This is a genomic window from Streptomyces sp. ISL-1 (genome assembly GCF_018614585.1).
GTDB classification, from domain to species: domain Bacteria; phylum Actinomycetota; class Actinomycetes; order Streptomycetales; family Streptomycetaceae; genus Streptomyces; species Streptomyces maoxianensis.
This window is the reverse complement of the sequence record NZ_JAGGOI010000037.1, coordinates 1-11,467: the sequence shown is the minus strand read 5'-3', so window position 1 is coordinate 11,467 and position 11,467 is coordinate 1. Positions and strand designations below refer to the sequence as shown.

Below are 11,467 nucleotides of genomic sequence, written 5' to 3'. Positions count from 1 at the left end.
CGTGTCGTCGCTTCGCGTTGGTTGCCGCGCCGCGACGACGGATGCCGATGGGACGGTCCGAAACGCCGACCCAAACCCTAACGTTGAAGTTTAGGGTTACCAGTGTGTGTGTTCGCTGGACTCTTCCGAACAGGACACTAAGTCGACAAGTGGCGCCCGTTCAACGAACACGCCGAACCTCCCGTTTTTCTTTTCACCCTATGTGATCAGCCGTTGCGCTGACCAACCAGGGTGCTGGCCAGCAAATTTGGTCGTCAACTCCTTGATGCGGCAGGGGCGGTGGGCGCGCTGACGTCGAAGTGCCGGGCTTTTGGCGCGGCTTTCATCAGTGCGGTGAGCGCGCGCGCCTTCGCGTCGCCGTCCTCCGCGCTGCCCCAGACAACCGTACGGTCCCGGCTCAACTCCACGGTGATGTAGTCATACGAGCGGACTGTGACGGCTCTCGTCTCCGCGACGACTTCACCGGGGAGTTCACCCCGGACGCGTACCGCCTCGGCAAGCAGTCGGTCCGCGCCGAAACGACGCAGACTCGGGGACTGCTCCACCGTCAATTCGAGCAGTGGAACAGCCTTGGGGGCCTTGTCCACCGTGGCGAACCGGACGCCCTTCGCGTCCACTTCGATGAACTTTGCGCCCTTTTCGATAAGCAACACGGGCTTTCGCTCGGTCACTTTCAGACCGATCCCGTCCGGCCATGACCGAACGACATCCACCGAGTCGATACGGCGCAGCTTATGCCTGAGTCGGGCCTCAATGGCGTCCGTATCGACGGAAATCAGCGGCGAACCGATCGGGACAGCGGCCGCGGCCCTCACCTCTTCAGGTGTCAGAACCTCGGTGCCAGAGGTCGTGACGCGCTCCAGACGCAGCCACTGGGAGCCGTAAAGCACCCAGATTCCGCCCGCAATGAGCAAAATCGCGGCGGCGGAGATCAGCAGCGCGCGGCGACCGGGCAGGCGCAGCCGACGGGTCGGGGCGCCCTGGCGGGGCGGGCGGGCCGACCCCGCGCCCCCGCCAGGGGACTTGCTCGCCCCGCGTTCGGCGGTGGTCGGTCCGGCCACGCTCCCCTGCCCTTCTTACGCCTGGCGGCGTGCAGCGATCGCCTCGTACACCATGCCGACGAGCAGGTCGTCGGCGTCCCTGCGGCCGAACTCGGCGGCGGCACGGGACATCTCGTACAGCCGGTGCGGATCGGCGAGCACCGGAAGGACGTTGCCCTGGACCCACGCGGGGGTCAGTTCGGCGTCGTCGACCAGCAGTCCCCCGCCGGCCTTCACCACCGGCTGGGCGTTCAGCCGCTGTTCGCCGTTGCCGATCGGCAGCGGTACGTACGCGGCGGGGAGCCCGACGGCCGAGAGTTCGGCGACGGTCATCGCACCCGCGCGGCAGAGCATCATGTCGGCCGCGGCGTACGCGAGGTCCATCCGGTCCACGTACGGTACCGGGACGTAGGGCGGCATCCCCGGCATGTTGTCCACGCGCGGCAGTTCGTTCTTCGGGCCGACCGCGTGCAGGATCTGGATGCCGGAGCGCTGAAGCACCGGCGCGATCTGCTGGATCACCTCGTTGAGGCGGCGGGCGCCCTGCGAGCCGCCGGAGACCAGCAGCGTGGGCAGGTTGGGGTCCAGGCCGAAGGCGGCACGGGCCTCGGGGCGCATACGGGCGCGGTCGAGGGTGGCGATGGTGTGACGCAGCGGGATGCCGATGTAACGGGAGTTACGCAGCTTGCTGTCCGGCGTCGCGACGGCCACACCCGCGGCGTACCGCGAGCCGATCTTGTTGGCCAGGCCGGGGCGCGCGTTGGCCTCGTGGACCACGATCGGCACACCGAGCCGCTTGGCGGCCAGATAGCCGGGCAGCGCGACATAGCCGCCGAAGCCGACCACGCAGTCCGCCTTCGTACGCTCCAGGATCTGCTCGGCGGCCTTGATGGTGCCGCGCAGCCGTCCTGGGACGGTGATCAGCTCAGGGGTGGGCCTGCGTGGCAGCGGAACGGCGGGAATGAGCGCCAGCTCGTAGCCGCGCTCGGGCACGAGCCTGGTCTCGAGTCCCTTCTCCGTGCCCAGCGCCGTGATTCCTACGGCCGGGTCCCGCCTGCGCAGGGCGTCCGCGAGGGCGAGCGCGGGCTCGATGTGGCCGGCGGTCCCCCCACCGGCGAGTACGACATGCACCGAAATTCACCGCTCTCCGGACGGACGCTTCTTGACGCGCCGCCTCATCGTCTTCCATCTCACCCCGGGCCTCCGCATGGCCAGGGCCGCCTTCGCGGCGGGTTCCTCCCGCGCGAAGGCGATCAACAGCCCGACCGCGAACATGGTCGGCAGCAGGGCCGATCCTCCGTAGGAGAACAGCGGGAGCGGGACACCGGCGATCGGCAGCAGGCCGAGCACCGCACCAATATTGACCACGGCCTGCGCCGTGATCCAGGTGGTCACGCCTCCCGCGGCATACCTCACGAAGGGGTCCTCCGTGCGTCCGGCCACGCGGATACCCGCATAGCCTAGAGCCGCGAAGAGGGCGAGCACCGACAGCGTCCCCGCCAGACCCAGTTCCTCCCCCGCGATGGCGAAGATGAAATCGGTGTGGGGTTCGGGGAGTTGACCCCATTTTTCCACACTTGCACCGAGGCCTGAACCGAACCATCCGCCGGAGGCAAGAGCATAGATGCCGTGGACGGCCTGCCAGCACTCGCCCTGAGGGCCGAGGTCGATCGCGCCGACGCAAAAGAGCCGGGACATCCGGTTCTCGTTGGTCTTGATGAGCATGACACCCACGAGAGAGGCGATGGCCAGCACCCCCGCGAAGAGCCGGGTGGGCGCTCCGGCCAGCCACAACAGTCCGAAGAGGATCGCGGTGAGGATGATCGCCGTACCCATGTCGCCGCCGAGCATGATCAGGCCGAGCAGCAGAAAGGCGACCGGGACCAGCGGCACGAGCATGTGCTTCCACTGGGTCAGCAGCCGCCTGTCCTGTTTACGGGCGAGCAGGTCGGCGCCCCACAGGATCAGCGCCAGCTTGCCGAACTCACTGGGCTGGAGCTGGAACGGCCCGCCGAGGTAGATCCAGTTCTGGTTGCCGTTGACCGCATGCCCTATCCCGGGGATCTGGACCAGCACCATCAGAAAGACGGTGCCCATCAGGAGCGGGTAGGCCAGCGCCCGGTGGAGCTTGACCGGCATCCGGGACGCGAGCAGCAGCAGTCCGGTGCCGAGGACGGCGGCGACGAACTGCTTGCGGAAGAAGTACGAGGCCGGGAGCGAGAGCTCGAGCGCCTTGATCATCGACGCGGAGTAGACCATCACCAGACCGAGCGCGGTGATCAGCAGGCTGCTGCCGAGGATCAGGTAGTAGCCGGTCAGCGGGCGGTCCCAGGTACGGCGTGCCTGCTCGTACAGCCGTCGTACGCCGCTGCTCCGGGGCGTACGCGGATCGCTGGGCCCTCGGGCCGCTCCACCGGCTGCGGACGCCCGTCGCACGGCTCCCCCGGCCCGGCTGCGCAGCGCGAGCCCGGCGATGACGGGGGCCGGGCCGACCTTGGCTCCTTCCCCTACGCCCCAAGGGGCATGGGGGGACCCCCATGCGAAGCCCCCGGCCACGGGGGCGGTGTCGTCGGCCGGCATGGTCGCTGTCCCCTCCAGTCGTGCCTGGCGCGGCCGCCGGATTCCCGGGCGGCCCCGGGATGCTCGGCAGGGCGCGGGGGCCGGGCGGCGCCGGTCAGGCGGGCTCGGCGGCGAGTGCGCGGACGGCGTCCGCGAACGCCTCGCCTCGCTTGTTGTAGTTGGTGAACATGTCCATCGAGGCGCAGGCCGGGGCCAGCAGAACCGTGTCCCCCGGCCGGGCGAGCCGCGCTGCTTCCAGGACCGCCGCCGACATCGCCCCAGTGTCTGTCCGGTCGAGCTCGACGACCGGGACCTCCGGGGCGTGTCGCGCCAGGGCTTCGCGGATCAGCGCGCGATCCGCGCCGATCAGTACGGCGCCGCGAAGGCGCTTGGCCGACCGCTCGACGAGTTCGTCGAAGGCCGCGCCCTTGGCCAGGCCGCCGGCGATCCACACGATCGGGTCGTAGGCCGCCAGGGACGCCTGGGCGGCATGGGTGTTGGTGGCCTTGGAGTCGTCGATGTACGCGACACCGGCGACGTCGGCGACCTTCTCGATGCGGTGCGGGTCGGGGCGGAAGGCGCGCAGTCCGTCTCGTACGGCGGCGGGCGCGACGCCGTACGCACGGGCCAGCGCCGCGGCCGCCAGCGCGTTGGCGATGTTGTGCGGAGCCGGCGGATTGACGTCCGCGACCTCGGCGAGCTCCTGGGCCTGCTGCTGCCGGTTCTCGACAAAGGCGCGGTCGACCAGGATTCCGTCGACGACTCCGAGCTGCGAGGGCCCCGGCGCGGCGAGGGTGAAGCCGATCGCCCGGCAGCCCTCCTCGACGTCCGCCTCGCGCACCAGGTCCTCCGTCGCCTTGTCGGCGGCGTTGTAGACGCAGGCGACGGTGTTGCCCTCGTAGATCCGGCCCTTGTCGGCGGCGTACGCCTCCATGGAGCCGTGCCAGTCGAGGTGGTCCGGCGCGATGTTGAGCACGGCGGCGGAGTGGGCGCGCAGCGAAGGCGCCCAGTGCAGCTGGTAACTGGAGAGCTCGACGGCGAGTACGTCGTACGTCTCGTCGCCGAGGACCGCGTCGAGCAGCGAGACGCCGATGTTGCCGACGGCCGCTGTGCGCAGGCCCGCGGCCTCGAGGATCGAGGCGAGCATCCGTACGGTCGTGGTCTTGCCGTTGGTGCCGGTCACCGCGAGCCAGGGCGCCGCTTTTCTGCCGTCCCGCCCCCGCAGCCGCCAGGCCAGTTCGACGTCGCCCCATACCGGGACGCCCGCCTCGGCGGCGGCCGCGAAGAGCGGCTTGTCCGGCTTCCAGCCGGGCGTGGTGACGATGAGTTCGGTCCCGGCGGGCAGGGTCGCACCGTCGCCGAGGCGGACGGTGATGCCCTCCGCCTCCAGTTCGGCCGCCTGCGCACGGGAGCGCTCGTCGTCCCCGTCGTTGACGACCGTGACGACGGCGCCGAGGCCGTGCAGCACCCGGGCGGCGGGGATGCCGCTCACGCCCAGCCCCGCGACGGTGACCTTCTTGCCCTGCCAGGTGCTCACTTGTCGGCTGCCCATCCCGCGTAGAAGAGGCCCAGACCCACGATCACGCACATGCCCTGGATGATCCAGAACCGGACCACCACAAGGACTTCCGACCACCCCTTGAGTTCGAAGTGGTGCTGGAGCGGCGCCATCCTGAAGACCCGCTTACCGGTCATCTTGAAGGAGCCGACCTGGATGACCACGGACATGGTGATCAGGACGAACAGTCCGCCGAGGAGGGCCAGCAGGAGCTCCGTACGGGAGCAGATCGCCAGACCCGCGAGTGCTCCGCCGAGTGCGAGCGACCCGGTGTCCCCCATGAAGATCTTGGCGGGAGAGGTGTTCCACCACAGGAAGCCGAAGCAGGAGCCCATCAGGGCGGAGGCGACGACCGCGAGGTCGAGGGGATCGCGTACCTCGAAGCAGGCATTGGGGTTGGTCAGCGTCACCGCGTTGGCGCAGGACTCCTGGAACTGCCAGAGCCCGATGAAGGTGTACGCGCCGAAGACCATCACCGAAGCGCCGGTGGCAAGGCCGTCCAGACCGTCAGTCAGGTTCACGCCGTTCGACATCGCGAGAATCATGAACAGCGCCCAGACGACGAACAGCACCGGTCCGATCGACCAGCCGAAGTCCGTGATGAACGACAGCTTGGTGGAGGCGGGTGTCTGGTCGCGGCTGTCGGCGAACTGCAGCGCGAGCACGGCGAAGGCGATGCCGACGATCAGCTGTCCGGTCATCTTCGCCTTGGCCCGCAGCCCGAGCGAGCGCTGCTTGACGATCTTGATGTAGTCGTCCAGGAAGCCGACCAGGCCCATGCCCGTCATCAGGAAGAGCACCAGCACACCCGAGAACGTCGGGTCCTCGCCGGTGATCACCTTGGACAGGGCGTACGCGATCAGCGTGGCCAGGATGAAGGAGATGCCGCCCATGGTGGGCGTGCCCTTCTTGCTGCCGTGGCTGCGCGGGCCGTCGTCCCGGATGAACTGCCCGTATCCCTTGCGGGCCAGGAGTTTGATCAGCAGCGGGGTACCGACCAGGGTCAGGAAGAGCCCGATGGCTCCCGCGAAGAGGATCTGCCTCATCGGACGGCACCCTCACCCTCGAGAAGCGCCTGTGCGACCCTCTCCAGACCGACTGATCTGGAAGCCTTCACCAGCACGACGTCTCCCGGACGCAGTTCACTGCGCAACAGGTCGACCGCCGCCTGCGCGTCGGACACGTGCACCGACTCCTCACCCCACGAACCCTCGTTATAAGCGCCCAGTTGCAACCAGGACGCTTCCCTGCCCCCGACTGCTACGAGCTTGCTGACGTTGAGTCGGACGGCGAGCCGTCCGACCGCGTCGTGCTCGGCGAGCGCTTCGTCGCCGAGTTCGGCCATCTGGCCGAGCACCGCCCACGTACGGCGCCCTTTGCCCATGGCCGCGAGCGCGCGAAGAGCGGCTCGCATGGACTCGGGGTTCGCGTTGTAGGCGTCGTTGACGATCGTCACGCCGTCCGGACGCTCGGTGACCTCCATGCGCCAGCGGGAGAGGGTGTCCGCCTCGGAGAGCGCGAGGGCGATCTCGTCGACGGACATGCCCAGCTCATGGGCGACGGCGGCCGCGGCGAGCGCGTTCGACACGTGGTGCTCACCGTACAGCCGCATGGTCACGTCACTGCACCCGGTGGGGGTTTGGAGCGTGAAGGCAGGCTGTCCTAGTTGGGTGAGCCGGACATTCTCGGCGCGTACGTCGGCGTCCGCGGCCTCTCCGAAGAGGACGACCCGGGCCTTGGTGCGGGACGCCATGGCGCGTACGAGAGGGTCGTCGGCGTTGAGGACGGCCACGCCGTCCTTCGGCAGACACTCCACGATCTCGCCCTTGGCCTCGGCGATCTGCTCGCGGCCGCCGAACTCGCCGATGTGGGCGGTGCCGACGTTCAGTACGAGGCCGACCTTCGGCGGGACGAGGCCGGTGAGGTAGCGGATGTCGCCGATGTAACGGGCGCCCATTTCGAGGACGAGATGCTCGGTGTCCTCGGCGGCCCGCAGCGCGGTCAGCGGCAGACCGATCTCGTTGTTCAGGTTGCCAGCCGGGTAGACCGTGGGGCCCTTGCGTTGGAGGACCTGGGCGAGGAGGTCCTTGGTGCTGGTCTTCCCGGACGAGCCGGTGAGCGCGATCGCGGTGGTGCCGAGGCGCTCGACGACAAAGCGCGCGAGGGCGCCGAGGGCGGCGGTGACGTCGGGGACGACGATCGCGGGTACGCCGACGGGGCGGGTGGCCAGCACTGCTGCCGCACCCGCCGCGACAGCGCGCTCGGCGTAGTCGTGTCCGTCGACGCGCTCGCCGGCGAAGGCTGCGAAGAGGCTGCCGGGCCGCACCGCGCGGGAGTCGATGACGACGGGGCCGGTGACGCGCGCGGCCGGATCCGGTATGTCGCACGGCTGCCCGCCGACGATTGCGGCGATCTCGGCGAGGGAGAGGGCGATCACTACTTCATCCCACTGTCTTTATGGATTTCAGCGTTCTCGATGGCGGCGCGGAGGACCTGGCGGTCGTCGAAGGCGCGGACCACGCCGGCGATGTCCTGGCCCTGCTCATGGCCCTTGCCGGCGATCAGCACCGTGTCGCCGGGCTGCGCGCGGGCGACGGCCGCCGCGATGGCCGCGGCCCGGTCCGCCTCGACCAGGACGTCGCCGCGCTCGTGGATCGGCACCTCGGCGGCGCCGGCGAGCATCGCGGCGAGGATCGCGAGAGGATCCTCGCCACGGGGGTTGTCGGAGGTCAGTACGGCGGTGTCGGCGAGACGTGCGGCGGCGGCGCCCATCGGGCCGCGCTTGGTGACATCCCGGTCGCCGCCGCAGCCGAGGACGATGTGCACCTTGCCCTCGGTGACCTTGCGCAGGGAGCGCAGGACCGACTCGACGGCGTCCGTCTTGTGGGCATAGTCGACGACGGCGAGATACGGCTGGCCCACGTCGACGCGCTCCAGGCGGCCCGGTACGCCGGGGACGGCGGCAATGCCGTCGGCGGCGGTCTGCGGGTCGATCCCGGCGACGGCGAGGGTGACGACGGCGGCCAGGGTGTTGGCGACGTTGAACGGGCCGGGCAGCGGGGCCGCGGCGCGGATCCGCTCGCCGTCCGGGCCGACCGCGGTGAACGTGGAGCCAACCACGCTGATCTCAACGTTCTCGGCCCGCCAGTCGGCGTCCGGGTGGCCCTCCGCGGAGAAGGTGGTGACCGGGACGGACGCCTCCTTGACCAGTCTGCGGCCGTACTCGTCGTCGAAGTTGACGACGCCGAGCTTGCTCCGCTTCGGCGTGAACAGCTGCGCCTTCGCCTGGAAGTAGTCCTCCATGCCGGAGTGGAATTCCATGTGCTCGGGGCTGAGGTTGTTGAAGACGGCGACATCGAAGACGCAGCCGTCGACCCGGCCCAGCACAAGGGCGTGGCTGGAGACCTCCATGGCGACCGCCTCGACGCCGCGCTCGCGCATGACCGCGAACAGAGCCTGGAGGTCGGTGGCTTCGGGAGTGGTGCGCTCGGACTTGATGCGCTCGTCGCCGATCCGCATCTCGACCGTGCCGATCAGGCCGGTGCTGCGGCCCGCCGCTTTCAGCCCGCCTTCGACGAGATACGCCGACGTGGTCTTGCCGGAGGTGCCGGTGATGCCGATCTGGAGCAGGGCATCGCCGGGCTGTCCGTAGATCTCGGCTGCCAGCTCGCCCATGCGGCCGCGCGGGTTCTCGGTGACCAGAACCGGCAGGCCGGTCGCCGCGGCGCGCTCGGCGCCCGTCGGGTCGGTGAGGATCGCGGCCGCCCCGAGGTCCGCGGCCTGCGCGACGAAGTCGGCGCCGTGGAGGCGGGCGCCGGGCAGGGCGGCGTACACGTCACCGGGGCGTACCGCCCGCGAGTCGTGGGTGATGCCGGTGACCTCACCAGTGACCTCGTCGGGACTGGGAGCCTTCGCACCCAGCCGGGCGGCCAGCTCCCCGAGCGATGTCGGGCGGGGCCGGTCCGGACGGGGCGCTCCCGACTGTTTCGCGGGGGCGTCCTGCTGGGCGGTTCGGTACTGATCAGCATGTGACACGGCGGTGAGCGTACCGGGCGCACCCGGCCCGGGGCGAAGTGAGGGGCCCTGTCCGGTGCGGTGAACCGGCTGGTTCCCGGAATCGGAGGTGATCGTTGTCACTGGTGGTTCCTCCGGGTCACTGGCCGGGTTTGAAGCTGACAGGCAGCCTGGCGGGGTCGGCGCCGGTCGGGGCGGCCTTGAGGGTCTTGAGTGCGAATTGCATGACCTTCTGGTAGATCGGGCCGCAGATCTGGCCGCCGAAGTAGCTGCCCTTGGTCGGGTTCTGGATGGCGCAGTAGACGGTGATCTGTGGCTTGTCGGCCGGCGCGAAGCCGGCGAAGGAGGCGGTGTAGCCCCTGTAGCGGCCCGTTTTCGGGTCGACGCGGTTGGCCGTGCCGGTCTTGCCCGCGACGCGGTAGCCGGGGATACGGGCCTTGGTGCCGGTGCCCTCCCGGTCGTCGACGACCGACTCCAGCATGGTGGCGAGCGTCCTGGCGGTCCGCTTGCTGACGACGCGCGTCTTCTCGGGGGCGGGCGCGGGGGTGAAGCGGCCGTCGGGACCCTTGGTGCCGCGGATCAGCGTGGGCTCGATGCGTACGCCGTCGTTGGCGATCGTCGAGTAGACCGAGGCCGCCTGCATGGCGTTGAGGGAGAGTCCCTGGCCGAAGGGGATCGTGTACTGCTGCGAGGTGGACCAGTCCCGCGGATTGGCGAGGATGCCGGGCGTCTCGCCCGGATAACCGATACCGGTCGGGCTGCCGATGCCGAACTTGCGCAGATACGAGTGGAGCACCGCGTTGGCCGCGGCCTGCGTCCTGCCGAGCTGGCCGGTGGCCAGGATGGTGCCGATGTTGCTGGACTTGGCCAGTACGCCGTTGAGCGTGAGGTACCAGGTCGGGTGGTTGATGTCGTCCTTGAAGAGCCGGTCGCCGCGGTGCAGCCGGTTGGGGACGACGACGTGCGTGCTGGGCGTGGCGGCCTTCTCCTCCAGCACGGCGGCCATCGACATGACCTTCGCGGTGGAGCCCGGTTCGTACGCGTCCTGGAGTGCGGCGTTGCCCATGGCGGCCGAGTTGGCCTGGGTGAGGTCGTTGGGGTCGAAGCCCGGCGCGTTGGCCATGGCGAGAACCTCGCCGGTCTGGGTGTTCTGCACTATCACGTAGCCGCGGTCGGCCTTGGACTTCCTCACCTGATCGGTGATGGCCTCCTGGGCCGCCCACTGGATGTCCCGGTCGATGGTCAGCTCGATGTCGGAACCGGGGACGGCGGGGACCTCACGGGAGCCCGCGGTGGGCACCCGGCGGCCGCCGGCCTGGGCGTAGGTGAGCTGCCCGTCCTGGCCGGCGAGGGACTTGTCGAGCATGGACTCCACGCCGCCGCCTCCGCGGCCGTCGGCGTTGACGAAGCCCAGTATCCCGGCGGCGAGATCGCCGTTGGGGTAGACGCGTTTGCTGCTGGGCTCCTGGAAGACGCCGAGCAGCACATTGGCGCCGGGGCCCCCCTTGCGCTGGTCGGCCAAGGCCTTCTCGGCGAAGACGCCCTTCAGGTCCTTGATCTGGTTCCAGACCTGCGGGGTCTGGCGGCGGGCCAGCACGGTGTAGCGGGACCCCGGGGTATTGAGCTTCTTGGCGAGTTCGGCGGCGTCCTTGCCGAGGATCGGGGCGAGCAGCGCGGCCGCTTGTTCCGGCGCGTCGGGAGCCTTGCTCTCCTTCGGCGTGAAGAGCTCGGGGTCGGCGGTGATGTCATAGGCGTCGACGCTGGTCGCCAGGGCGATGCCGGCCCGGTCGGTGATCTCGCCCCGCTCCGCGGTGAGCTTGTGGCTGAGGTAGCGATTCTTCTCCGCCTTGGCGGCGTACGCGCTCGCGTCGAAGGCCTGCACCTGGAGGAGGCGTACGACGAACGCCAGCATCACCAGGGTCAGTCCGAGGCTGACCAGGCGCAGCCGGGGGCGGGGGCTGCCGAGCCTGATGGTGCGCGCGCCGGGGCGCGGGCGGCGGGGCGCGGGGCGCGCGGCCGGCCGTCGGGCAGGTCCTGGCACCCGGCGGCGTGGAGGTTCCTTGTGGGGCACTGCGTCACCTGCCGGGGGTCGTAGGGGTCGGATTCGCGGGCGGGCTCGACGGCCCCCCGGTGGGCGCGGGGGGCGCGGGGGGCGCGGGCTTGCTGCCGGGCGCGGGCACGGACTGCTGTGACTGCGGCGCGACAGGGGGCGGGGTGGCCTGGGGCGTGGTGACCGGGGGCGTGCCGGCCGGAGGCGCGGCGGTTGTGGTGCCGGACGGGGCCGGGGTCGCGGTGC

The 11,467-nt window shown here is 70.1% G+C and carries 8 protein-coding genes and 1 pseudogene; all 9 read right to left on the bottom strand.

Features of this window, described 5'->3' with window-relative positions; genetic code table 11:
* Positions 1–254: 254 nt before the first annotated feature.
* On the bottom strand, positions 255–1,061 hold the full coding sequence (locus J7E87_RS26135) for an FtsQ-type POTRA domain-containing protein (RefSeq protein ID WP_215096993.1): 807 nt from the start codon (positions 1,059–1,061) through the stop codon (positions 255–257).
* Positions 1,062–1,076: 15 nt separating this feature from the next.
* A complete protein-coding gene (gene murG, locus J7E87_RS26130) occupies positions 1,077–2,171 on the bottom strand; it encodes an undecaprenyldiphospho-muramoylpentapeptide beta-N-acetylglucosaminyltransferase (RefSeq protein ID WP_215096992.1) in 1,095 nt (364 codons plus the stop codon).
* Positions 2,172–2,177: 6 nt separating this feature from the next.
* A complete protein-coding gene (ftsW, locus tag J7E87_RS26125; RefSeq protein WP_215096991.1) occupies positions 2,178–3,620 on the bottom strand; it encodes a putative lipid II flippase FtsW in 1,443 nt (480 codons plus the stop codon).
* A gap of 94 nt (positions 3,621–3,714) precedes the next feature.
* Entirely contained in the window at positions 3,715–5,151 is a 1,437-nt protein-coding gene (gene murD / locus J7E87_RS26120; RefSeq protein WP_215096990.1) for a UDP-N-acetylmuramoyl-L-alanine--D-glutamate ligase, read from the bottom strand.
* Positions 5,133–6,203: a phospho-N-acetylmuramoyl-pentapeptide-transferase gene (gene mraY / locus J7E87_RS26115; RefSeq protein WP_215096989.1), complete on the bottom strand. Its 1,071-nt coding sequence runs from the start codon at positions 6,201–6,203 to the stop codon at positions 5,133–5,135. The genes murD and mraY overlap by 19 nt, the downstream gene beginning before the upstream one ends.
* A complete protein-coding gene (gene murF, locus J7E87_RS26110; RefSeq protein WP_215096988.1) occupies positions 6,200–7,594 on the bottom strand; it encodes a UDP-N-acetylmuramoyl-tripeptide--D-alanyl-D-alanine ligase in 1,395 nt (464 codons plus the stop codon). The genes mraY and murF overlap by 4 nt, the downstream gene beginning before the upstream one ends.
* Entirely contained in the window at positions 7,594–9,294 is a 1,701-nt protein-coding gene (locus J7E87_RS26105) for a UDP-N-acetylmuramoyl-L-alanyl-D-glutamate--2,6-diaminopimelate ligase (protein WP_215096987.1), read from the bottom strand. Before J7E87_RS26105 ends, murF begins: the two co-directional genes overlap by 1 nt.
* A gap of 16 nt (positions 9,295–9,310) precedes the next feature.
* Positions 9,311–11,242, bottom strand: a complete 1,932-nt coding sequence (locus J7E87_RS26100; RefSeq protein WP_215096986.1) for a penicillin-binding protein 2 — start codon at positions 11,240–11,242, stop codon at positions 9,311–9,313.
* A 4-nt stretch (positions 11,243–11,246) separates the two neighbouring features.
* Positions 11,247–11,467, bottom strand: a pseudogene (locus J7E87_RS36230) (hypothetical protein); the annotation flags it as partial.